Source organism: Azospirillum oleiclasticum (genome assembly GCF_013423485.1).
Lineage (GTDB): Bacteria > Pseudomonadota > Alphaproteobacteria > Azospirillales > Azospirillaceae > Azospirillum > Azospirillum oleiclasticum.
In genome coordinates this window covers 118813-140924 of sequence record NZ_JABFFR010000021.1, presented here as the reverse complement: position 1 = coordinate 140924, position 22112 = coordinate 118813, and the positions used below count along the sequence as shown (strand labels likewise).

Below are 22112 nucleotides of genomic sequence, written 5' to 3'. Positions count from 1 at the left end.
CCAAAGCATTGCCGCACTGCTGATCATAGACCCATAGGATGGCAGCACGAGCAATATCCTCAAGTTGCGCTCGTCGATCCTTTGATGGCTCAGGTGGTGGTTCAATCGGTGCAGGCGCAGTCAATACTTTCGAGCTCCGTCTCTTCATTTCCTATTTCATCCGCAATGGTAAGATTTGAAAGGTTCAGAAGATCGCTGTACGTCCATCTTGATGAAAATCTGCAATAATCTCCCGGACGCACGGTGCTTGGGAATCGCTTCTCTTGCTCTATCCACCAGTTGGCGGCCTGCGGATACTGGCGGAAAATGTCCACAAGCTTGCGCTTGCCTTTTAGGTAGCAGCCGACGCAGTTTCCAAGTAGTGTCGCGCCTTCCACCGCAGGCAGTTTCAGATCGAACGAGTTACCAGCCCAAAATCGGGCGACATCTGCTTTGTTTATGCCCGCATCCGCCATAGGCATCACTGGAATCCCCTCGTCTCGTCGTTCCGCCGCCCGGCGCAACTGTCGCTCGACCCGGCGCGGTTCATCCGCCCGAAGTCCAACCACCGAGTACCATCGAGACAAACCGAGTGTGTGCTTAGCAAACATCATAATGCGCCGCACCTTCAATTCAACCGTGCAGTATCTGGAGACGACGTTCGGAAGGTAGGTCCGCTTTTGGTTTAGGGCTGCAAAGGGTTCGCCATTACGGGACGCCGAATGATAGTCAACGATACGCGTCCGGTGTGGTGCATCAGGGTCGTATTCGAGCCAATGTACGTTTACGCCCCATTCCTCCTCACAGCGGCGCACAAAATCCAAAGTTTCTGCATGCTCTAGTCCAGTATTAGCGAAACAAACTGTAATCCAATCAGGCAGTGAGCAGCCAAACGCGTCCAACATCTTGCGCATCATGTAGGCGCTACTGCGGCCGCCGGAAAAACTCACCACGGCAGGACCGTCTATACGGAAGTGGTCGAGCATGGAAGGTTCGACGACGCGGCGTTCCATCCCGCGCAACCGCTCTGAGATCCGCACCTCTGCCTCAGGCAGCCCGGCGAACGCTGTGGCCGCCCTTGCGACGACGCGAAGGAAGGTCTGATCGTCGTCGCGCGCGAGGCTCGACACTGCCTCAATCAACGCGCGATCTATCGATTCTGCGGTCAAGCGACGCGAGCTGTTATCCCTGTATTCCCTTTGTTTGGCGGTGCGATAGGCACGTCGATAAGCGGAACGATCCACGGAACTGACCCTGTCCACAGTGGACAGACCTTTTGGACGACCTCAGCGCGCGGCGCAAGGGCTGTCGCGTCCAAGGCTGGCGACAAACGCCAGAACCAGACACGGTTGGTCAATTGCTGAATGCGGCTGACGTTCCGCTGGCCGCGACCTGTCGTGTATAGGCACACGAGGCGTCGGGACGAACGGGCCGGTCGGCCCCACCTCCACACACACAGTCCGAAGGGCCTGCCGGGGCAAGGTGGGCGCGCGTCGCGCTGTCGGGTTGGGGCGGTCGTGGGCCAAGTTGACCGCGATCCCTGCCATTTCGGAGGGTATCAGGATAGCGGACATCCCGCCGAGGGCATCCTACGGCCAAAAGGTCGCGTAATTTTGTTGCGCGATTGCCGGAATGAGCTGCTTCCCGGCCGGGTCCCCGCGCGGCGCCGCCCCCGAGCACCCATCGGGAAACGGTGGATGGGCTAGCGCGCCGGGGGCGCGCCCATCCACCTGGTCGGCTATTGCCGACCTTCCCCGTGGACGTCGGGGACGGCGAGTCCTCCATCGTCGTCTGGTGCTGCGGCCTCGTGGCCGTCGATGATCCCCAACAACCGGAGCACGTCCCGGGGCGGCCCTACCTCCGGTTTCCCAGCTGTGGGCAGAGCGAGCAGCACCTGCGCCCCGATCCTCTCAATCGCCGGAAGTTGGCGGATGATGGCATCGCCCGCCACGCTCCATTCCCCCAGCGTCGCCTTGTCCGCTGCGTTGACCGCGGCGAGCAGGGTTGGAGGCAGGAACCGCACCTCCGGCGGAGGCCGGGTAGCGGTGCCAGTGCGCCCGATGATGATCCCGCCGCGGCTGATGGTGTCGCCCGCCGCCTTCCACGCTGCGTACTTCCGGAACGCGCGTGCCATGCGGTGACGTGGGACCCCGTTCACAGTGGTCCCGGTCCCTTCGTACCGGGAAGGGGGCGGAGCTGGACGCGGCCCCGGAAAAGGTGCCTCGAAAGCCGCATGTGCCACCTCACCGCTGGATCGGCGGAACGTCGCATTGAGGACGCCTTGAAGGCGGAACAGGGCAAACATCACATGCACCGTCAACGTCACCGTGAACACCACCTTACCGACCATTGCGGCCACTACGCCCGGCCCTCGCCGCCGGAGGAGACGGCGCTCGGCTTCTCGCGCCCGTGCAATAGCGATGCGCAGACATCGGCATCGCCTCCGTCCTTCATCGTGGCTGGTGTCTCGGCCGCCCGGCCGCAACTGTGCGATCGTCATGGCTTCTCTCCTTCCGCCGGGATATCCCGCGCGAAGGGTGTCCCGTCCAGTGCCGCCCAATCGGCCTCGCGCCGGATGAAGCCCCCGAGGAAGCGCCGCAGGTGCGGGATGATGCGTGTGTCGGTATCGGCCCACGCCAACACCGCGGAACCGAGAATGAACTTCTGCTGCGCCGTCACGTGCCGATCACGTTTCACCATCGTGCGCTTGAGCCGGGCCGCCGCCTCCCGTGCCCGGCGCTCACGGTCCTGTGCTTCGGTGAGGCGCTCTCTCAGCTGTTCGTTCGACAGTGCGCGCGACATTGCTCCCTCCCGGCAGTGATGAACCGAGTCAGCACCGCACTTGCCGAAGCAAGGAACAAGCTTTTCGTCGTTTCCACCGTCCCGGAGATATTTTCCCTCCGGAGATCCTCAGCAGTCTCGCCTATACATTCCCTTCGGGAACGTGGCTCGGAGGCACAGCATGACCGCCGTTCTGTACCATGTTCAGTTCGGCATTGTTGCGCGCTCCGCCGGGCACTCCGCCGTCAAACGAAGTGCCTACCAAGCTTGCGCCCGCCGGGAGGACGGCGGGGGCCGCGTCTACGATTGGCGGAGGAAGCGCGGCGAGTGGGTCGGCGGATTCATGCTATTGCCAGACGGCGCGCCGGATTGGGCGACGGACCCGGCCCGCCTGTGGCGCGAGGCCGAGGCAGTGGAGCGTCGTTGCGATGCGCAACTCGCGCGGACCATCGAGTTCAGCATCCCGCGCACCGTCCCATCCCATCTGCGAGAGGCTTTCGCCCGAGCTGTCCTCGAGCCCTTGCGAGCGCGGGGAATGGCGATGCAGGTCGATCTCCACTGTCCGCCCGCTTCGGACGGCGAGGAGCAGCCGCACGCTCATGCTCTCCTCACTCTGCGCGCCTTTGAGGGTGACGGCTTCAGCGAGAAGAAGCGGCAGTGGAACGCCGCCTTCACGGAGAACGCTGGGCGAGCGATGCGCGGCCTGCTGGCCGACCAAATGAACGCGTTCTTCGAGGGCCACGGGATCGTGTCCACTGTGGACCATCGTCGCGCCGCAGCTGAACCAGAGCACGCGCCGCCGGAAAGGAATGTACCCCGGGCGGCATGGGCCGCATGGAAAGTTGATCCAACCTCATCGGCAGCCGCTCCGGTGCATGCGGTGCAGGACGTCCGCCGCCTCCGACACCAGCACCGTGCGGCCCTTGCTATGGCCGAGGCCGCCAAGGCCGAGGTGGCCGCGCTGTCCCGGGAAGCCCGCCGCCGGACACCCGGCGTCGCACCCAGCGACAGAGCGACTCGGGAGGAACGCCGCCGCCGCGTTCTGGCCGGGCTGATCCGCCAGCACTACGACACGGTGTGGATGCCCGAGTCGGTGGCCGCGAACGTTCGCTCCGTGCACCTCGACCCGGAACAACATCGGGCCATCATCACCCTGTACGACGGCAGCCAATTCGTGGACTACGGCGACCAAATCACCTTTCACGGCCCGATCACCCGCACTGCCGCCGCCGAAATCGCCGCCGCAGCAGCCCGGCATGGGTGGACGTCGGTGGTGCTGACGGGATCAAGGGAGTTCAAGGACGCTGTGGCATTGGAATGTGCGCTGTTGGTGCCGCCAATTGCTACCGACTATATCATGTCGCAGCACGTCCAAAGGCATCTGCAATCGCTGTCTCGGGAAGTGAACCTCCGGGCCGATGAATGCCACTTCCGTTTCCACATGCCTACCCGGCCGGATATCGTCGGGCTGGCAGCTTCTCCATCGAAGGGTGGGCCCTGTCAGATAGGGGAGCCCCAAATACACTTGCCATCACCTAATAAGCGGAGCTACTGCTAAAGGAGAGCGATACAAGCAGGATTGACGCTGTCGTGCGAAGCAGTTTTCGGGAGATTTTGTGATTTACGCAGGAGCATACCCATGTATGTCAAGACGATAAGAAGGCGCTTGATACTATAATGTGCTCGCGTGAAATTAGTAATGACTGAGCATAATAAAAATGTGACAATAATCATCAATTCGCGAGGTGAAAGATGCTCGGCTCGGCTCTTTACTATCCATATATAGACATAAAAGACTCTGATTGGCTTCGCGCCGCGGTATTGTTTTGGGACTCTCTCCAAACGATTGCGCCGCGATCAGTGAAAGATCCATACAAGAGTTTGGACACAAAGATTCTATGGAAGGAAGGATTTCTCGAGCCGCTAAGGTGTGATCTTCATCCAGAACTACTTGATACACTTGGGAAGCGTGTTGTCGCTCTGATGGATCGAAATGAATTTGGTCCCGGATGCAATTTGAATCAGAGCGATCCAAATTCAAGAACTCTGATGCATGCTGAGAAGGTTGGAACAGATATCCGACGTCAATTTCATCGCGCACGAATTCACCCTGAAAAGCTGTCACCGGAACTGAGGGATTGGGCGATGCGCGCTGCTGTGGCGCGCATGCATCCTGAGAAGCTATCACCTAGAATACGGGATCTATTCGATGAAATCGAATACGCTAGCATTCACCCAGAAAAGATGTCTCCTAGCCTAAGTCGATTTCTTTGGCGCTCTGAACGCTTTCAAGATCGCGATGGGGAGTGGCTGCTTTTGGATAGCCGCTTTGCGGAAGTTTATATGTCAGCCCTCGCAGCTATGCTAGCGAAAGAAACCGATACTGCAGCTCTTACTAATGAAGAGCCGTCTATGGCTGTTAATCTGCACACCATTCTTGAAGATGTAAAAGCTTCACAGCAGTCTGATAAAAAAGGCGCGCTTGTATCTTTCATCATGGAATCAATTCGGATTGATCCAAATACACGAATCGACAAGCTGCTTAATTTTAAGCGGTCTCGAACCAATCAACTTGCTGAGTTGTCCGCTCAATTCGACGACATTTCTTCAAAAATATCAAGTTGTGAGACAGCTCAGGAGCTTGAGGAAAAAGTTCGTATTGTATACGCTAACAGAGTTCGGCCGAAGCTTGAGGCATTGAAGCAGGAACTTAAAGAGAATTCGATTCAATCTCTTTGGGAGGGCATGTACCGTGCGGTGACTGTTTCTGTTCCAGCCGGAGGTGCTCTTGCCTATTTTACAGGATTTAGTGGTCAAGCGCTTTTGGCTGCTGGAGCAGTATTGGCAGTCACTGACGTTTCTGTAAAGACACACCTTGCACGAAGAAAAACTCGTCGGACTTCTCCTTACACGTACCTACTCGACATTGAAAGAAAATTTTCCCCAACAGATTGTTAAACCAGGGTAAGGAGTTACGCATTACACATCAGATGTTCGTTCATCTATCATGAAATTTCTCCGCTGATATGTGGATCAAGTGAACAAATTTCCTTGGCGACATTTGGAAATTGGATCATTCCGCAATCGACGAGATGCGATGCCTTGTCCATACGGGAGCGATCATATTTGGTTGACGTCTCTAAGCATCGTGTGTACCAGTCTCGTGGACCAAGGCTGATCCGGTTATCGCTTCTCGACAGAAAGTGCATTTGTTGACAGACGCTTGCCCGGTAATGGCCTGTCCCCTCCCCTAGGGGACGCCAACCATCCAATGGTTCGGCACCGAGTTCGAGAAGGCCCAGCCGCTTGGCTGGGCCTTTTCTGTTTTGGGATTTTTGCTCAATATCCCGACGTTGCCGTCCTTACAAGGTGCGGAACATTTGGCTGTGATGCCACGCCGGTTCACGCTGCCATTTCCTCAGAGTTGTCCAAAATGGAGGGGTTCATCAAAACCCTATCCACTACGGATTATCGCTTACCTTACGTGTCAAAGTGTTATGCCGCATGCTGTAATATGTGGTTATCCGCTCTGCAATGACAGCTTGCTGCCAAGTGAGCTGCGTGTGTATGCTCATTATGCGAGTTGCCGTGCACGATCCTAAACAAATAAGCGGAGAAATGCAGATGTTTAATCGTATTATTGGAACGGCGTTTGTCCTTGGTGCAATCGCGCTTGCGTCGTGCCGTACTGCAGACTATGCGGCAGATCAACTAAATGATGCTGAGGCAGACGTGACGGCGGGTCGCTACACTCTGGCTCTGGGTAAAATGAATTATTACGTCACGCAACAGACGCCATATGGTGAGAGAGCGAGAAAGACAATAAATTCTAATGAAAAACTGAAAGCTACAATACCAAGATATTATAAAGAACTGTTGAATTCAGCTTATTCCATCGCTCGATTGTCAGAAGTTGGTCGCCAAATACCCGCAATGGCGCAGTTTGGATTAATTGGAAAGGACGCTGAGACTGAGCTTCTGCGATATGCGGACCAGTATGCCCTAGAATCATACCGAAACGGCAGGTACAAGGTTGATCTGTCGCATGACATTTCTTTGTATCCATCTCTTCAATCTCCAGAGATAGGCAGTGAAATATTTCTTGCATCATTGGAAAAAGCAAAGGGAGACAGCGCTCCAGATCCTTATTTGGTGAAATCTATATTCTCGGTAGTAGCAAATGAAGGGAAAAATTCTCCAAAATCAAAATTGGTTCTTCAATCCCTTCCAGAAATGCGCATTAGCAAAGCGCAAATGCAAGAAGTTGTGGCGCCATTGTTTCCTGAGCAGGCGCGGAAAATTCTTGCTGATCGCAGTGTTTCTGTTCGTCTTTTTGTCTCCCCCGAAGATCGCCTATTGTATGAAGACCTGTCGTCGAAGCTCCGCGATATATCCCCGAACATATCTCTGGTATCTGGTAGCGAACAAGCCACGGTATCCATTTTCGTGAAAAAACTTCAATGGGAGGAACGCCAAGCGCCATCAATGGTGCAACCAGTCATGTATGCTCAACATGAGGTCGATCTGCTGTCGGCGGTACTGCTAATGCCAAAAAATGCTACGTATATTTATGATGTCTCGACTGGGGGAGTGCAGATCAACTACGCCTTTGAGGTGAAAGCCGCAATGAAAAATGAAAAGCCTTTCGATGATCTTATAAGAAATAAGATCGTAAGAGAATGGAAAATTTGCAGCAATGCAAGAATTCAGAATGTGTTTGGTGGCGTTCAGCCGGCATCTTTTGTCGCAAATTCGCACATGCAACAGATGTGCAATGGCGGGAGCTCAGCCGTTAGCGTTGATCAACTTCGTGATGCGGCAATTTCAGAGGTGGTAAAAACGATTAGAAAAATACCAGTTATCGACAAAGCGGCGTCAATTCGCTAATGGAAGCTGGCCCAGCCCCCCAAGCCGGGCCTCCCCATCTCCCTCAATACCCCATCGCGCACCCGTCCTTCCGCGGATCGGACCCGCCGATCAGCACGCCTCGCGCGTGGTCGATGTGGATGGCCTGGGAGCCGCCGAGGGGATCGGGGGTGATCTCCACGGTGTGGCCGCGGCGGCGGAGGTCGGCGATGAGGGCGGGGTCGTGGGTGGCTTCCATTTTCAGGATGCCGGCGTGGGCGAAGCTGCGGGGGCGGTCCATGGCGGCCTGGGGGTCGAGGCCGTGGTCGAGGATGCCGGTGATCAGGTCGGCGTGCCCCACCGCCTGGTACTGGCCGCCCATCACGCCGAAGGGCATCACCGCGCGCCCGTCCTTCACCAGCATGCCGGGGATGATGGTGTGCAGCGGGCGCTTGCGGGGCGCGATGGCGTTGGGGTGGGCGGGGTCCAGGCGGAAGGACTGGCCGCGGTTGTGCAGCATCACGCCGCTCTTCGGCGCCATGCGGGTGCTGCCGAACAGGTCGAAGATGGAGTTGATGAAGGAGATGGCGTTGCCGTCGCGGTCGACCACGCAGAGATAGACCGTGTGCCGGTGCTCCGGCCCATCCGGAGGGATTCCGGGGCCGGCGGCCTGCGGGTCGATGGCACCGCGCAGCCGCTCCGCCATCGCGTCGGACAGCAGCCCTTCGACATCGACCGCGCCGTGCCGCGGGTCGCAGAATCGCGTGTCGCGCAGGTGGTAGGCGAGCTTGGACGCCTCGGCCAGCCAATGGATGCGGTCGGCCGGCGGCAGCTCCGCGAATCGGGGCACGCCGCGCAGGATGTTCAGGATGACCAGCGCCGCCAGCCCCTGGCCGTTGGGCGGGCATTCATAGACCTCGTGGTCGCGGTAGGCGGTGCGGATCGGCGTCACCCAGTCGGCGCGCTGGGCGGCGAAATCGTCGAGCGTGTGCAGCCCGCCGAGCCCGCGCAGCGTGTCCACCATGTCCTCCGCCACCGCACCCTCGTAGAAGCCGGCGCGGCCCTGGGCGGTGATGGCGCGCAGCGTGGCGGCCAGCGCCGGCTGGCTGTGCCGGTCGCCGGGGGAGGGGGGACGGCCGTCGAGCCCGAAGACGGCCCGCGCGTTGGCGTCGCCGCACACCCGCTGATAGTGCTTCGCCCAATCATAGGCGACGCGGGGATGGATGGCGTAGCCCTCCTCCGCGCGGCGGATGGCGGGGGCGAACAGCTCGTCCAGCCCGCGGGTGCCGTGCTCCTCCTGGAGCCGGCACCAGGCGTCCACCGCGCCGGGCACGGTGACGGCGTGCGGGCTCTCCGGCCCGATGGAGTCGAGGCCCAGCGCCCGCAGCGCGTCCACCGTCGCCGCGGCCGGCGCCATGCCGGAGCCGTTGAGCGCCAGCACCGGGCCGTCCCCGGTGCCGCCGGCCGGGGCGTAGAGCGCGAAGCAGTCGCCGCCGACACCGGTCATGTGCGGCTCCACCACGCACAGCATGGCGCTGGCCGCCAGCGCCGCGTCGACCGCCTTGCCGCCGGCGCGCAGCACGTCGAGCGCCGTCAGTGTCGCCAGCGGGTGCGAGGTCGCGGCCATGCCGTGCTCGCCGTAAGCCGGCGAGCGGCCGGGCTTCTGGAAGTCTCTCACCGGTGTCCTCCCTGGCCGCTGTGGCGCGGCGCGTTCGTTCGGGACCGGATTATCGTCCGGTGCCGCGAAACCGCCAAGGAGGAGCCGCGGTGGTCAGCCGCGCAAGCCCTGCATGTTGGCGGCGTAGCGCTCCGCCCCGCCGGTGAAGGTGGCGGTGCCGGCCACCAGCACATCGGCCCCCGCCGCGATGGCGAGCGGCGCCGTGTCGGTGTTGATGCCGCCGTCGATCTCCAGATCAATGGGCTTGCCCAGCGTGTCGATGCGGCGGCGCAGCTCGCGGATCTTGGGGAGCTGGCTGTCGATGAAGCTCTGGCCGCCGAAGCCGGGGTTGACGGTCATCACCAGCACCAGATCCAACTCGTGCAGCACCCATTCGATGGCGGACAGCGGAGTCGCGGGGTTCAGCGACACCCCGGCCTTCTTCCCCTGCGCCTTGATGAGCTGGATGGTGCGGTGCAGATGCGCCCCCGCCTCCGGGTGGACGGTGATGATGTCGGCCCCGGCCTTGGCGAAATCGGCGATGTAGGGATCGACCGGCGCGATCATCAGATGCACGTCGAAGGGCTTGGCGCTGTGCGGGCGCAGCGCCTTCACGACCGCCGGGCCGATGGTGATGTTGGGCACGAAATGCCCGTCCATCACATCGATGTGGATGTAGTCGGCCCCCGCCGCGTCCACGGCGCGGACCTCCTCGCCCAGGCGGGCGAAATCGGCGGAGAGGATGGATGGGGCGATCTTCACGGCGGGCATGGCGCGGTTCCGGGCAGGGGCTCTGGATCGGCGTGGTCATAGCACCGATCGGCGGTCATCCCAACCCCGTGCGATCACACGTCCGGCGAACCAATTGTCACAAACAGAGAATCCCAAAAGGGGTAGTCAAAGATCAGCATTCCGCTATACTGACAACCACGGCGCGTGAAGGCGCGCGTGGAATATTCGATCTGAATATGTGGGGGAGCTATGACGGATCACCACGGGAAACATGATGGATGTTGCTGCGTAATTCCGGAAAATACGCGGCGTAATTTCCTGACGCTGGCGACGCTCGGCGCCGGGGTGGCGTTGCTCGCGCCAATTCTGCCGGGTTCGGCGAAGGCCGCCGGCTCCATCGATGCGCTGCTGCTGTGCTGCATGGATTACCGGCTGGTGGACGACGTCACCGCCTACATGACCGGCCGCGGCCTGAAGGACAACTACGACCAGATCATCCTGGCCGGAGCCAGCCTGGGCGCACTCACCGACCACCGGAAGGACTGGGGCGTCACCTTCTTCCAGCATGTGGACGTCGCCAAGCAGCTCCACCACATCCGCCGCGTCATGATCATGGATCATCGCGATTGCGGAGCGTATAAGGTGTTCCTGGGGCTCGACCTGAAGGACGACCGGGCGAAGGAGACGGCGGTGCACGCCGAGCATCTCCAGAAGCTCGCTCAGATGATCAAGGGCAAGCACCCGGATCTGGAGGTGGAGCTGCTCCTCATGGCGCTCGACGGGACGGTCGAAAAGATCCCGACGCCGGCATGATCTCCCGCGTGGTGGGCTGGCCCGCCCGACGGGCCGGCACCATCTTCAGAGCGAGGTCCGCTGGAACCGGAGACGCGCGTGTCGCAAGCTCAAGCCAAGGAAGAACCCACGCGGCTGGAACGGCTGTGTGCCGAAAAGGGGCTGAAGATGACGGAGCAGCGCCGCGTGATCGCGCGCGTTCTGTCCGAGGCCGACGATCACCCGGACGTGGAGGAGGTGTACCGGCGGGCCTCGGCCCATGACGCCGGGATCAGCCTCGCCACGGTCTACCGGGCCATGCGGATGTTCGAGGACGCCGGCATCGTCGAGCGGATCGACGTCGGCGACGGCCGCGCCCACTACGAGGAGGCGCGCGGCGACCAGCACCACCATCTGATCGACGTGGAAACGGGGTCGGTGGCCGAGTTCACCAGCGCCGATGTCGATGCGATCCTCCAACGCATCGCGCGCGATCTGGGCTACTCGCTCGTCGGAACCCGGCTCGCCCTGTTCGGCGTGCGGCGCGACAAGCCGGCGGAGGAGCGTTGATGGTGCACGAGCACGACGAGGAAACGCAGCGTCTGGCCGCCTGCGAGGCCGCGGCCTGCGGGTGCCGCCCGATGGTGGAGCGGGCCTTCCGCGAACTGGTGGGCCGCGGCCAGCCGATGGCGCACGCCCTGGAGGCGGCGCTCGTCGTCATGCGATGGCATCACCCCGAAGTCCCGCCGCCCGAGGCGGCCGAGATCGTGGCCCGCTGGGTCGCCGACGGGCGCCCGCACTGAACGTGCGCCCGGCGGGCGCCAGCCCAACGCCATGGTGGCGCGGGCGGGCTGCTCGTCATCAGTTTCCGGCGAGGCAACGGCGCATCTTGGCGCCGTCGTTGGGGTAACGCTTGGCGCAGCCGACGGCCAGGGCCTCCTCGCTGTGCCGGTCGCCGTTCAGGCACTCGCGGTACTTGCGGTCGTTGTCGTAACGCTCCCGGCACCCGGCCTTCAACGCCTCGCGCGCACCGCCCGAGAGGTTGTGGACGCTGGGCGAGTCGTCATCGTCCGAGCGGCTGCTGCTCGAATAGCTCGAGGACGGGCTGCTGTACCAGCCGCTGTCGTTCCCCGATGTCTGACACCCCCCAAGCGCGACCGCCGCCAGGAACACGGTGGCCACTGCACCCCGCCTCATCACAGACACTCCCTACCCCCATCGATGGGAGGATAGTGAACGTCGACGCGCTGCGATGTCCAGTGATCCATGGGTGGCGCACCGGCGTCAGACGATCCCGGCGAAGCTCAGAACGGCGATCACCACGACGACCAGACCGACGATGTAGATGACGTTGTTCATGCTTGTCTCCAGCGAAGGGGCGATGCCGGCCGGGCGTTCCACGCCGGGCGGCGGATCGGATGCTCGATGAACACGGACAGGGCAGGGCGTGTTCCGCGCCGTTCCCGGCACCGGCGGTCCTACGCCCGCGGCAGCCGTGCCAGAGCCTCCGGCAGGTCCGGGAAACGGTCGATCACCACGTCCGCCCCCAGCTCTCCGACGGGCATCCGCGGGTAGCCGTAGCTGACGGCGACCACCGGCACGCCGGCCGAGCGGGCCGCCTGCACGTCGTTGGCGTTGTCGCCGACCATGGCCGCACGGCCGCCGCCCAGCGTCTCGATCACCCAGCCCAGGTGCCGCCCGTCCGGCTTCTTCACCGGCAACGTGTCGCCGCCGGCCACCGCCGCGAACAGCGCCTCAAGCCCCAGGAACCCGAGAAGCCGGCGGGTGATCCGTTCCGGCTTGTTGGTGCAGAGCCCGAGCGCCACGCCGCGCACCGACAGTTCGGCCAAGGTTTCGGTCACGCCCGGATACAGGCAGGAGGGGTTTTCGGATTCCTCGTAATAGACGTCGAGGAACCGGCCGAGGGCGTCCTGGAACTCCGGCCCCGCCAGTTCCGGGCCGGTGGCGAGCAGGGCGCGCCGCAGCAGGGCGGTGGAGCCGTCTCCGACCATGGAGATCACCTGGTCGAGGCCCAGCGGCGCGCGGGCCAGGTCTCCCAGGGTGCGGTTGAGCGCCCGTGCGATGTCCGGCGCGCTGTCGATCAGCGTCCCGTCGAGGTCGAACACGACGCACTCGAAGGGAACGGGCGACATCGGCATGGCGGGGCTCCTGGTGGTTGCGGCGGAACGCCGACCCGGTCGATAGCACCCGCGCCACGGTCGCCACAAGGCTTGCCGGCCTGCCGTTAACCATTTGTTCGCCGCAATTGGCGACGCCCGGCATCGCATTCTGCGACGCGGCGACGGCACGGAGTGCCTGTCGGCAGGCTCGTCAGGGGCGGATTGCGCTAAATGGCAAGCCGGGAGCGGGCTGCGCGGGTCATCCGACGGTCATGATGCCTTGGCATGACGCTTGCGGAGAGGGGCGGGCCAGCGAAACGTCACTCCGGAACCAGCCCGACATGTGCCCGACGACCGAAGCCGATCGTAAAGTCCTTGCCGCCCGCCTGCTGGCCGCCGCTGGTCGTATCGAGCGGGCGGTCTATGTCCGGCCTGTCACCATGCAGGAGGCGGCGTTCCGTCTTCAGTGGTCGGACGCGCTGATCACCCTTGCCGAACGGCTTCTTCGTGACCCGCCGACAACGGAGTCATGACGAAAACGCACGCCGGTCAGCGCGCATTACCTCTTTTTCAACCTTGAAACGACCGGCGCGACAGTCCATTTTAGACTCATAACCCCTATTTGCCACGCCTGCCGCGCCCCTCACCGGGCGCGGTCTTTTTTTGCTTGGATGGAAGCTACCGCGTCGCCCGCGGAACCGCCACCGGCTTGACGGCTCTGTTCGCCGGGCGGACCGCAAATTCCCCTCCCCATGGCAATTGCGCCACACCCGAAAGGGAGACGGGTGGTCCGGCCGCGGCACCTCCGGCGGCGCCTGGGGCCCGTTCAGACGACGACCAATGACGGCACCGCCTTCGCCTGTGCAATCGCCCGGCGTAACCTCTTGGCTTCACGAAACCCCTACGCGATGACACAAAAGTTGACTTGGGGTTCGCCGCTGCTCTGTGGCACTCAATATCACGGCACGAATTCGGCGCGAACACCAACTCAGGGAATGGCATGAACCACCGCCCGCTCGCCTGCGTGATCCTTGCCGCCGGCAAAGGCTCCCGCATGAAGTCCGACCTGCCGAAGGTCCTCCACAAGGTGGCCGGCCGTCCGATGATCGGGCATGTGCTGGCCACCGTGCGGGAGCTGGATCCCGACCACGTGGTGGTCGTCGTCGGGCCGGGCATGGAGGATGTGGCCGCCGTCGTCCATCCCTACCCCACGGCCGTGCAGGAGCGCCAGCAGGGCACCGCCGACGCGGTGCGGTCGGCCTTCGGGCTGCTGGAGGGGTTCCGCGGCGACGTGGTGGTGCTCTACGGCGACACGCCGCTGGTCACCCCCGACACGCTGCGCGCCATGATCCAGGCGCGGCGCCAGCCGAGCGATCCGGCGGTCGTCGTGCTGGGCATGCGGCCCGACGATCCCGGTGCCTATGGCCGGCTGATCCTGAACGCCCGCGGCGGGCTGGAGAAGATCGTCGAGTATCTCGACGCCACGGAGGACGAGCGGCGCGTCACCCTCTGCAACGCCGGGCTGATGGCCTTCGACGGCGCCCGCATGACCGGGCTGATCAACCGCATCGGCAACAGCAACGCCAAGGGCGAATTCTACCTGACCGACGTCGTCCAGATCGCCCGCAGCGAGTCCATGCCCTGCGCGGTGGTGGAGGCGGCCCCGGCCGAGGTGATGGGCGTCAACAGCCGCGAGGAGCTGGCGGAGGCCGAGCGCGTGGTGCAGCGCCGCCTGCGCAAGGCGGCCATGGACAACGGCGCCACCCTGACCGACCCCAACACCGTCACCTTCAGCCACGACACCCGCCTCGGCCGCGACGTGACCGTCGCCCCTTACGTCGTGTTCGGTCCCGGCGTGTCGGTGGCCGATCGCGTGGAGATCAAGTCCTTCTGCCATCTGGAGCAGGTGCGGATCGACAGCGGCGCCATCATCGGCCCCTACGCCCGGCTGCGTCCCGGCGCCGAGATCGGGCCGGACGTGCACATCGGCAATTTCGTCGAGGTCAAGAACGCCCGCATCGAGGCGGGGGCGAAGGTCAACCACCTCACCTACATCGGCGACGCGCGGGTGGGGGCGAAGGCCAACGTCGGCGCCGGCACCATCACCTGCAACTACGACGGTTTCAACAAGCACCGGACGGACATCGGCGCCGGGGCCTTCATCGGCTCCAACACCGCGCTGGTCGCTCCGGTGAAGGTCGGCGACGGCGCCATGATCGCCGCCGGCAGTGTCATCACCCGCGACGTGGAGGCCGACGCCATGGCGGTCGCCCGCGGCAAGCAGGCCAGCCACGCCGGCTGGGCCGGCCGCTTCCGCGCCGTGAAGGCGGAGGAGAAGGCCAGGAAGCGCTGACCGGCGCACCGGCCCGACCCTCGCATCCCCATCCCATCCGGAGAATCATCCCCATGTGCGGCATCATCGGTATCGTCGGCGTGAACGACGCGGCTCCCCGTCTCGTTGAGGGGCTGCGCCGGCTCGAATACCGCGGCTATGACAGTGCCGGCGTGGCGACGCTGGTCAACGGCCACATCGACCGGCGCCGTGCCGAGGGCAAGCTGCTGAACCTGGACGCCCGCCTGCGCGAGCAGCCGCTGGCCGGCACCGTCGGCATCGGTCACACCCGCTGGGCGACCCACGGCGGCCCCACCGAGAACAACGCCCACCCGCACGCCACCAAGCGCGTGGCGGTCGTCCACAACGGCATCATCGAGAACTACCAGGAGCTGAAGGACGAGCTGATCGAGGCCGGCTGCGTCTTCGAGAGCGCCACCGACACCGAGGTCATCGCCCATCTCGTCACCCTCAACATGGACCGCGGCATGGCCCCGGCGGAAGCCGCGCACGCCGCCTTCCAGCGCTTCACCGGAGCCTTCGCGCTGGTGCTGGTCTTCGCCGGCGAGCACGACCTGCTGATCGGCGCCCGGCACGGCACGCCGCTGGCGGTGGGTTTCGGCGACGGCGAGATGTATCTGGCGTCGGACGCCTTCGCGCTGGCGCCGCTGACCAACCGCATCTGCTATCTGGAGGACGGCGACTGGGCCGAGGTGACGCGCGCCGGTGCGGTCATCCACGACGCCGGCGGCGCCGTCGTCGATCGTCCGGTGAAGACCACCGCGGTGTCGGGCGCCCTGATCGGCAAGGACGGCTACCGCCACTACATGCTGAAGGAGATCTACGAGCAGCCGCAGGTGATCGGCGACACGGTCAACAGCTACATCAACCCGGAGACCTCGCGCATCACCATGCCGGATCTGCCCTTCGATCTGGCGCGGGCGAGCCGGCTGACCATCGTCGCCTGCGGTACGGCCTTTTACGCGGGTCTGGTGGCGAAATACTGGTTCGAGACGCTGGCCCGCCTGCCGGTCGAGATCGACATCGCGTCGGAGTTCCGCTACCGCGAGGCGCCGATGCCGGAGAACGGCGTGGCGCTCTTCATCTCGCAGTCCGGCGAGACGCTGGATACGCTGGAGGCGCTGCGCTACTGCAAGCGCCAGGGCCAGCGCATCCTGTCCGTGGTCAACGCGCCGGAAAGCACCATCGCGCGCGAGAGCGACGCCGTGCTCTACACCATGGCCGGGCCGGAGATCGGCGTCGCCTCGACCAAGGCCTTCACCACCCAGCTCACCACGCTCGCCTGCCTCGCCGCCCAGGTGGCGCACGCCCGCGGCGCCATCGACGACGAGCGGCTGATGTCGGTCGCCCGCTCCCTGCGCGAGGTCCCCGCCCGCGCCGCCGAGGTGCTGGCCCACGACGAGCGCCTGAAGGACCTCGCCGCCGAGGTGTCGGAAGCCCGCGACGTGCTCTATCTCGGCCGCGGCGCCATGTACCCGCTGGCCATGGAAGGGGCGCTGAAGCTGAAGGAGATCAGCTACATCCACGCCGAAGGCTACGCCGCCGGCGAACTGAAGCACGGGCCCATCGCGCTGATCGACGACGCCGTCCCGGTGATCGTGCTGGTCCCCTCCGACAACCTGTTCGAGAAGGTGGTCAGCAACGTGCAGGAGGTCTGCGCCCGCTCCGGCAAGGTCCTGCTGATCGCCGACCGCAAGGGCATCGACCGCCTGTCCGACCGCGTCCGCTGGTCCGTCGAACTCCCGGCCTGCGACCCCATCGTGGCCCCGATCCTCTACGCCATCCCGGTGCAGCTCCTCGCCTACCACACCGCGGTGCTGAAGGGCACGGACGTGGACCAGCCGCGGAACCTGGCGAAGAGCGTGACGGTGGAGTAGGGGGGCTGAACGCCGCCGGGCCCGGCCCCCCGGACCCGGCGGCCCTCCCGCCTACACGGCGGCGGCGTTGCAGTAGGCCCAGGCGTTGCCGCGCAGGCCGAAGAACAGGGCCATCGGCTTGGCGCCGGAGCGGTCGATGACCACGCGGAAGCGTTCGCCGGTGCAGGCACCCTGCGCCTGCTTCTCGAAGGGCAGCTTGACGCTCTTGGAGGTCAGGCACGTCTCCGACGCGGCGGGCGGGGTCGGCATGGCGTCGGCGCGCTTGCCATTGATGACCATGTAGTAGTTGGAGGCCATGCCGCCCTTCACGTCGGCCCTGATCTCGATCCGGCCGAAGCGCGACTTGTAGGAGCCCGCCTCCTGTTCGCCGTCCGGCGTGCCCGCCGCGACCGGCCGGAAGGAGATGGCCGCGCAGGCCGGCGGCTCCTTCTTGGTCGCCGCTTCGGCTGCCGTCGCCGCCGTCATGCCCGCCATGACCAGCGTGAGCATGCCCAGACAAAACCCTTTCATCCCCTGAACTCCACTCGATGCCGCCGGCTGGCGCCGGTTCCGGGCAGTATGGTGCACAAGACTTTCCACCTCGTGAACAGGCACCCTGTTCCCGGAACGCATGGCAGGTTCCGGCCGGCGGTCGCAGGACATGGCGCCGTCGATCCGTCGAAGGGCCGCAACCTCCCCGACTGCGGCTCCGGCCCCGGCCCACGGGGATGGTTCCGGAGCAGGGAGTCACACCGCCGTCATGTTGTCCGTTGCCTGGACGATGCTTGCCGGAGACCGCGCCAAGTGTCTCGGGATCGTCCTCTCGCTCGCCTTCACCACGCTGCTGATCACCCAGCAGGGGGCGATGCTGCAATCCATCCTGTCGAGTACGACCAGTTTCGTCGATTCCATTGGTGGAATCGACATGTGGGTGACCGACCCGCGGTCGGCCTACATCGACGACATCAAGGCGATGACCGACACCCAGGTGAACCGCGTGCGCGGCGTGCCGGGGGTCGCCTGGGCGGTGCCGCTCTACAAGGGATCGATCCGCGCCCGCTTGCCGGACGGCAGTTCGCAGAACAGCCAGTTCATAGGGCTGGACGATGCCACGCTGATCGGCGGACCGGGGGACATGGTGGCGGGAACGCTGGCAGACCTGCGCGTCGCCGACGGAATTCTGGTGGATGTGGACGCCGCCGGCGGCCGGCTCGCCTATCCGCTGTCGGGCGGCGGAACGCGGCCGCTGGCACCCGGTGACACGCTGGAGCTCAACGACCATCACGCGCGGGTGATGGGCATCTACCGCGGCCGCAAGAACTTCCAGTCCCAGCCCGTCATCTACACCACCTACGAACGCGCCAAGGCCTTCGTGCCGAGCGAGCGCAAGCTCCTCTCCTATGTCCTCGTCAAGCTCAAGCCGGGAGCCGACAGCGCCGCGGTGTCGCGCGACATCGCCCGCCTGACCGGGCTGAAGGGGCGCACCACGCGGGAGTTCTCCGAGGAGTCGCTGCGTTGGTTCATCGCCAACACCGGTGTGTTGATGAATTTCGGACTGTCCACGGTGATCGCCTTCGTCATCGGTGGCGGCATCGCCGGAATGACCTTCCACAACTTCATGCTCGATAACCAGCGGCATTTCGCGGTGCTGCGCGCCATGGGCGCCGGATCGGGCACGCTGATCGCGATGGTGGCTCTGCAGGCCGCCGGCGTCACCCTGATCGGCTATGGGATCGGCATCGGTGCGATCGCCCTGTTCGCCTTCGCCATGGCCGGCAGCGAAATCACGCTGACCCTGACTTGGTCGATGATCGGCGCCTCGGCGGCGGTGGTGGTTCTGGTGGGCGGCGTATCCGGCTCCTTCGGACTGCGTCGCGTGCTGACGCTCGATCCGGCGGTGGTGTTCAAATGACGGGTGCCGCGGTGCTCTGCCGTGGCGTCGGCAAGTCCTATCCGTCCGCCGCCGGACGGGTCCAGGCGGTCAGCGGCGCCGACCTGGAGGTGCGGGCGGGAGAGGTCATGTTCCTCGTCGGGCCGTCCGGCTGCGGCAAGACCACGCTGATTTCGATCATAGCCGGGGTTCTGCGGCGCGACACCGGGGAGTGCCGGATCCTCGGTACCGATCTGGATACCCTGGCCCCGGCAGCCGCGTCCGCTTTCCGCCGGCGTCACATCGGTTTCGTGTTCCAGGCCTTCAACCTGATCCCGACACTGACCGCCCAGGAGAACGTGGCGGTGCCCATGCTGCTCAACGGAGCCGCAAGGTCCGCGGCGCGCCGCGCGGCGCTGGAGGCGCTGGAGGCGGTGGAACTGGGTGCCCACGCGGCGAAGCGGCCGTCGCAACTGTCCGGCGGGCAGCAGCAGCGGGTGGCTCTGGCCCGCGCCATCGTCCACGGCCCGGCCCTGGTGGTGTGCGACGAGCCGACCAGCGCGCTCGACCACCACACGGGCATGGAGGTGATGCGGCTGCTCCGCCGCCTCGCGCACGAGCGGGACAGCACGCTGCTCGTCGTCACCCATGACCATCGCATCTACGAGTTCGCCGATCGCATCGCCGAGATGGACGACGGCCGCATCCTGCGGGTCGGCGCACCGCGGCCGAATGACGGGAGCACGGTTCCATGATCGCCACCTTCCGGCGGCTTCTGCTGCCGGCCCTTGCGCTGTCCGGGATGCTCATTGCCGTGGCCGCGGTCCTGTCGGCAAGCAAGCCGGCGCCGATCGCCCAGCCCATCGCCGAGCCGGCCATCGCGCCCTTCGCCAATTACATCGGTGGCACCGGCCAGACGGAACCGCCGGGCCGCACGGTTGCCATCGGGTCGGCGGTCGGCGGCATCGTGACCCTGGTCGCGGTGGCGCCCGGCGACCGGGTGCGTGCCGGAGACACGCTGTTCCAACTGGATGACCGGGTCGAGCGGGCGACACGCGACCAGCGCGTGGCGGAGCTCGCCGAGGCGGAGGCGCAGGTGGCGGAGATGGAGGCGAGCCTGGCCGATTACCGCAACCAGCTCAGGCTCGCGGACACGGTGTCGGATCGGCGCGCCGTCAGCGTGGAGGACCTCGCCAAGCGCCGGTACGCCGTGAAGGTGGCGGAGGCGAAGCTGGCGTCGGCGCGGGCGGCGACCGAGTCGGCGAAGGCGCTGCTCGCCCAGGCGGACACCGCGCTCGCCCGGCTGACGGTCGCCGCTCCGTTCGACGCCGAGGTGCTCCAGGTCAATCTACGACCCGGCGAATACGCGTCGGCGAGCGCGCTCAGCACGCCGCTGGTGATGCTCGGCCGGACCGGGGCGCTGCATGTGCGGGTCGAGATCGACGAGAACGACGCTTGGCGCCTTCGCGCCGGCGCCGCGGCCAAGGCCTATCTGCGCGGCAACCGCAATCTGTCGTCGGCGCTGCGCTTCGTGCATATGGAGCCCTACGTCACGCCGAAGACATCGCTCACCGGTGACAGCAGCGAGCGGGTGGACACGCGCGTGCTCCAGGTCGTGTATGCGGTGGAGGACCCGTCCCTGCCGGTCTATGCCGGCCAGATCCTCGACGTCTTCATCGAGGCTCCACCGCTGTCCGCCGATCCGCATGCGGCGGTGGCCGAGCGGGGCGCGCCGTGATGCGTCTTCCGGCATTGGCGCTGCTCGTCCTGCTGTCCGCCTGCATGGTCGGCCCCGACTACACGCCGCCCACGGCATCGCTTCCGGCGGCTTGGGAGAGCCCATCGGCAAGCGCGGAGCGGGTGGAGTCGCTGGCTGGATGGTGGCGCCGTTTCGACGATCCGGTGTTGACCGACCTGATGGAGCGCGCCGCCCGCGGCAACGCCGATGTGGCACAGGCCGCCGCGCGGCTGCGTCAGGCCCGCGCCCTACTGGGGCAGCAGCAGGCGGGGACCCGCCCGACACTCGACGGCTCGGCCAGCGCCACGCGGCAGCGGCAGACCGGGGCGGACGGCCGGTCGTCGGTGGCGGGCGACGGAGCGGTTGTCGGGAACAGCTTCCAGGCCGGGTTCGACGCGACCTTCGAGCTCGATGTGTTTGGTGGAGCGCGGCGGGCGGTGGAGTCCTCCTCCGCCGAGGTGCAGGCGACGCGGGCCGACCTCGCCGACACGATGCTGACGCTGTGCGGCGACGTCGCCCGGTCCTATGTGGATCTCCGCGCCTATCAGGCGCGGCTGACCGTCGCGCGCGAGACGGTGGACAGCCGCCGCGACACACTGCGGCTCACCGAGGCCATGGCCCGTGCCGGCACCGGGACGACCCTCGACGCGATGCGGGCACGGGCGGAGCTGGAAAGCGCGGAGGCCACCATCCCACCGTTGGAGGACGGGGCCCGCCAGGCCATGCACCGCCTGGCGGTGCTCACGGGGGAGACCCCGGCGACGGTTCGCGCGGCGGTGGGAACCGGTGGACGGGTCCCGCGGCTGGCCGGTACCATCACGCCGGATCCGGTGCTGTCGGTGCTCGACCGGCGGCCGGACGTGCGTGCGGCCGAACGGCGTATCGCCGTCGCCACCGCCGACATCGGCGTCGCCGAGGCCGACCGGCTGCCGGCGGTGAGTTTGGCGGGGACGGTGGGGCTCAACGCCAGCCGTCTCCGGTCGATGACGACGCTGTCAACCGCTTCCGTCTGGTCCTTCGGTCCGCAGGTCGACCTGCCCCTGTTCGATGCGGGGCGTCGCGAGGCCGTTGTGACCGAGAAGACCGCGATCCGCGACGAGCGCATCGCGGCGTGGCGGGCCACGGTGCTGACCGCCATCGAGGAGGTGGAGAACGCCTTGACCGCGCTCGACCGCGAAAAGGCGCACAACGCCGCGTTGACCCGCACGGTCGCCGCCTACGCCGACGCGCTGGCATTGGCCCAGGTGCAGTACCGGGCGGGTCTGGCGGCCTATCTCGATGTGCTCGACGCGCAGCGGTCGCTGGCGACCGCGCGCGACACGCTGGTGCAGAGCGACGCGGCGCTTGCCACCGCTGCGGTCGCCCTGTTCAAAGCCCTTGGCGGCGGGTGGGAGCCGACGCCGTGATGGG

At 65.0% G+C, this 22112-nt stretch carries 21 protein-coding genes; 13 read left to right on the top strand and 8 right to left on the bottom strand.

Annotated elements, in window-relative coordinates:
• Window positions 1–101: 101 nt before the first annotated feature.
• The 3 genes from HL658_RS20975 to HL658_RS20965 all read right to left on the bottom strand — a co-directional run bounded on the left by HL658_RS20975 (window position 102) and on the right by HL658_RS20965 (window position 2781).
• A complete protein-coding gene (locus HL658_RS20975; RefSeq protein WP_180284554.1) occupies window positions 102–1223 on the bottom strand; it encodes a phosphoadenosine phosphosulfate reductase domain-containing protein in 1122 nt (373 codons plus the stop codon).
• Window positions 1224–1717: 494 nt separating this feature from the next.
• Window positions 1718–2479, bottom strand: coding sequence for a hypothetical protein (locus tag HL658_RS20970; RefSeq protein WP_180284553.1), 762 nt, complete (start codon window positions 2477–2479; stop codon window positions 1718–1720).
• Window positions 2476–2781 (bottom strand): hypothetical protein, encoded by a 306-nt coding sequence (locus tag HL658_RS20965; protein WP_180284552.1) that lies wholly within the window; start codon window positions 2779–2781, stop codon window positions 2476–2478. The genes HL658_RS20970 and HL658_RS20965 overlap by 4 nt, the downstream gene beginning before the upstream one ends.
• Before the next feature lie 160 nt (window positions 2782–2941).
• On the opposite strand from HL658_RS20965, the gene HL658_RS20960 reads away from it, so the two are divergent.
• The 3 genes from HL658_RS20960 (at window position 2942) to HL658_RS20950 (ending at window position 7647) form a co-directional block, all read left to right on the top strand.
• Window positions 2942–4318: a MobA/MobL family protein gene (locus HL658_RS20960; protein WP_180284551.1), complete on the top strand. Its 1377-nt coding sequence runs from the start codon at window positions 2942–2944 to the stop codon at window positions 4316–4318.
• A gap of 194 nt (window positions 4319–4512) precedes the next feature.
• Window positions 4513–5718, top strand: a complete 1206-nt coding sequence (locus HL658_RS20955) for a DUF6236 family protein (RefSeq protein WP_180284550.1) — start codon at window positions 4513–4515, stop codon at window positions 5716–5718.
• A 666-nt stretch (window positions 5719–6384) separates the two neighbouring features.
• The gene (locus HL658_RS20950; protein ID WP_180287655.1) at window positions 6385–7647 is read left to right on the top strand and encodes a hypothetical protein; all 1263 of its coding nucleotides are present in this window, start codon (window positions 6385–6387) and stop codon (window positions 7645–7647) included.
• Between the two features lie 43 nt (window positions 7648–7690).
• On the opposite strand, the gene HL658_RS20945 is transcribed toward HL658_RS20950, so the two are convergent.
• Together HL658_RS20945 and rpe are read right to left on the bottom strand one after the other, a co-directional pair.
• On the bottom strand, window positions 7691–9283 hold the full coding sequence (locus tag HL658_RS20945) for a gamma-glutamyltransferase family protein (protein WP_343055238.1): 1593 nt from the start codon (window positions 9281–9283) through the stop codon (window positions 7691–7693).
• A 93-nt stretch (window positions 9284–9376) separates the two neighbouring features.
• The gene (gene rpe, locus HL658_RS20940; protein WP_180284548.1) at window positions 9377–10033 is read right to left on the bottom strand and encodes a ribulose-phosphate 3-epimerase; all 657 of its coding nucleotides are present in this window, start codon (window positions 10031–10033) and stop codon (window positions 9377–9379) included.
• 210 nt (window positions 10034–10243) lie between these two features.
• On the opposite strand from rpe, the gene HL658_RS20935 reads away from it, so the two are divergent.
• The 3 genes from HL658_RS20935 (at window position 10244) to HL658_RS20925 (ending at window position 11568) form a co-directional block, all read left to right on the top strand.
• Window positions 10244–10807 carry a carbonic anhydrase gene (locus HL658_RS20935; RefSeq protein WP_180284547.1) on the top strand — a complete coding sequence of 188 codons (564 nt, stop codon included), beginning with the start codon at window positions 10244–10246 and terminating at the stop codon, window positions 10805–10807.
• A gap of 78 nt (window positions 10808–10885) precedes the next feature.
• Window positions 10886–11335, top strand: a complete 450-nt coding sequence (locus HL658_RS20930; RefSeq protein WP_425485357.1) for a Fur family transcriptional regulator — start codon at window positions 10886–10888, stop codon at window positions 11333–11335.
• A complete protein-coding gene (locus HL658_RS20925; RefSeq protein ID WP_180284546.1) occupies window positions 11335–11568 on the top strand; it encodes a hypothetical protein in 234 nt (77 codons plus the stop codon). Before HL658_RS20930 ends, HL658_RS20925 begins: the two co-directional genes overlap by 1 nt.
• Before the next feature lie 58 nt (window positions 11569–11626).
• Here the strand turns inward: HL658_RS20925 and HL658_RS20920 are convergent, their stop codons facing one another.
• Complete coding sequence (locus HL658_RS20920) at window positions 11627–11962, bottom strand: hypothetical protein (protein WP_180284545.1); 336 nt, start codon at window positions 11960–11962, stop codon at window positions 11627–11629.
• Window positions 11963–12243: 281 nt separating this feature from the next.
• A complete protein-coding gene (gene gph / locus HL658_RS20915) occupies window positions 12244–12924 on the bottom strand; it encodes a phosphoglycolate phosphatase (protein WP_246337749.1) in 681 nt (226 codons plus the stop codon).
• A gap of 302 nt (window positions 12925–13226) precedes the next feature.
• On the opposite strand from gph, the gene HL658_RS20910 reads away from it, so the two are divergent.
• The 3 genes from HL658_RS20910 (at window position 13227) to glmS (ending at window position 17115) form a co-directional block, all read left to right on the top strand.
• Window positions 13227–13418, top strand: coding sequence for a hypothetical protein (locus tag HL658_RS20910; RefSeq protein ID WP_180284544.1), 192 nt, complete (start codon window positions 13227–13229; stop codon window positions 13416–13418).
• A gap of 467 nt (window positions 13419–13885) precedes the next feature.
• Window positions 13886–15238, top strand: a complete 1353-nt coding sequence (gene glmU / locus HL658_RS20905) for a bifunctional UDP-N-acetylglucosamine diphosphorylase/glucosamine-1-phosphate N-acetyltransferase GlmU (protein ID WP_180284543.1) — start codon at window positions 13886–13888, stop codon at window positions 15236–15238.
• Window positions 15239–15291: 53 nt separating this feature from the next.
• The gene (glmS, locus tag HL658_RS20900) at window positions 15292–17115 is read left to right on the top strand and encodes a glutamine--fructose-6-phosphate transaminase (isomerizing) (protein ID WP_180284542.1); all 1824 of its coding nucleotides are present in this window, start codon (window positions 15292–15294) and stop codon (window positions 17113–17115) included.
• A gap of 51 nt (window positions 17116–17166) precedes the next feature.
• Here the strand turns inward: glmS and HL658_RS20895 are convergent, their stop codons facing one another.
• The gene (locus HL658_RS20895) at window positions 17167–17625 is read right to left on the bottom strand and encodes a hypothetical protein (protein ID WP_180284541.1); all 459 of its coding nucleotides are present in this window, start codon (window positions 17623–17625) and stop codon (window positions 17167–17169) included.
• A 229-nt stretch (window positions 17626–17854) separates the two neighbouring features.
• On the opposite strand from HL658_RS20895, the gene HL658_RS20890 reads away from it, so the two are divergent.
• Genes HL658_RS20890 through HL658_RS20875 form a run of 4 tightly spaced genes read left to right on the top strand, consistent with a single transcriptional unit; the run spans window position 17855 to window position 22108 of the window.
• Window positions 17855–19006: an ABC transporter permease gene (locus tag HL658_RS20890; RefSeq protein ID WP_180284540.1), complete on the top strand. Its 1152-nt coding sequence runs from the start codon at window positions 17855–17857 to the stop codon at window positions 19004–19006.
• Entirely contained in the window at window positions 19003–19719 is a 717-nt protein-coding gene (locus HL658_RS20885; protein ID WP_180284539.1) for an ABC transporter ATP-binding protein, read from the top strand. Before HL658_RS20890 ends, HL658_RS20885 begins: the two co-directional genes overlap by 4 nt.
• Window positions 19716–20702, top strand: coding sequence for an efflux RND transporter periplasmic adaptor subunit (locus HL658_RS20880; protein WP_180284538.1), 987 nt, complete (start codon window positions 19716–19718; stop codon window positions 20700–20702). The genes HL658_RS20885 and HL658_RS20880 overlap by 4 nt, the downstream gene beginning before the upstream one ends.
• Entirely contained in the window at window positions 20702–22108 is a 1407-nt protein-coding gene (locus tag HL658_RS20875) for an efflux transporter outer membrane subunit (protein WP_246337760.1), read from the top strand. Before HL658_RS20880 ends, HL658_RS20875 begins: the two co-directional genes overlap by 1 nt.
• The last annotated feature ends 4 nt before the right edge of the window (window positions 22109–22112 follow it).

Coding starts and splice junctions, on each gene's coding strand:
- glmS (WP_180284542.1), top strand. CDS start 15,292: ATGTGCGGCATCATCGGTATCGTCGGCGTGAACGACGCGGCTCCCCGT.
- HL658_RS20910 (WP_180284544.1), top strand. CDS start 13,227: ATGTGCCCGACGACCGAAGCCGATCGTAAAGTCCTTGCCGCCCGCCTG.
- HL658_RS20960 (WP_180284551.1), top strand. CDS start 2,942: ATGACCGCCGTTCTGTACCATGTTCAGTTCGGCATTGTTGCGCGCTCC.
- HL658_RS20950 (WP_180287655.1), top strand. CDS start 6,385: ATGTTTAATCGTATTATTGGAACGGCGTTTGTCCTTGGTGCAATCGCG.
- glmU (WP_180284543.1), top strand. CDS start 13,886: ATGAACCACCGCCCGCTCGCCTGCGTGATCCTTGCCGCCGGCAAAGGC.
- HL658_RS20875 (WP_246337760.1), top strand. CDS start 20,702: ATGCGTCTTCCGGCATTGGCGCTGCTCGTCCTGCTGTCCGCCTGCATG.
- HL658_RS20895 (WP_180284541.1), bottom strand. CDS start 17,625: ATGAAAGGGTTTTGTCTGGGCATGCTCACGCTGGTCATGGCGGGCATG.
- HL658_RS20880 (WP_180284538.1), top strand. CDS start 19,716: ATGATCGCCACCTTCCGGCGGCTTCTGCTGCCGGCCCTTGCGCTGTCC.
- HL658_RS20925 (WP_180284546.1), top strand. CDS start 11,335: ATGGTGCACGAGCACGACGAGGAAACGCAGCGTCTGGCCGCCTGCGAG.
- gph (WP_246337749.1), bottom strand. CDS start 12,924: ATGCCGATGTCGCCCGTTCCCTTCGAGTGCGTCGTGTTCGACCTCGAC.
- HL658_RS20920 (WP_180284545.1), bottom strand. CDS start 11,962: ATGAGGCGGGGTGCAGTGGCCACCGTGTTCCTGGCGGCGGTCGCGCTT.
- rpe (WP_180284548.1), bottom strand. CDS start 10,033: ATGCCCGCCGTGAAGATCGCCCCATCCATCCTCTCCGCCGATTTCGCC.
- HL658_RS20955 (WP_180284550.1), top strand. CDS start 4,513: ATGCTCGGCTCGGCTCTTTACTATCCATATATAGACATAAAAGACTCT.
- HL658_RS20970 (WP_180284553.1), bottom strand. CDS start 2,479: ATGACGATCGCACAGTTGCGGCCGGGCGGCCGAGACACCAGCCACGAT.
- HL658_RS20885 (WP_180284539.1), top strand. CDS start 19,003: ATGACGGGTGCCGCGGTGCTCTGCCGTGGCGTCGGCAAGTCCTATCCG.
- HL658_RS20890 (WP_180284540.1), top strand. CDS start 17,855: ATGTTGTCCGTTGCCTGGACGATGCTTGCCGGAGACCGCGCCAAGTGT.
- HL658_RS20935 (WP_180284547.1), top strand. CDS start 10,244: ATGACGGATCACCACGGGAAACATGATGGATGTTGCTGCGTAATTCCG.
- HL658_RS20965 (WP_180284552.1), bottom strand. CDS start 2,781: ATGTCGCGCGCACTGTCGAACGAACAGCTGAGAGAGCGCCTCACCGAA.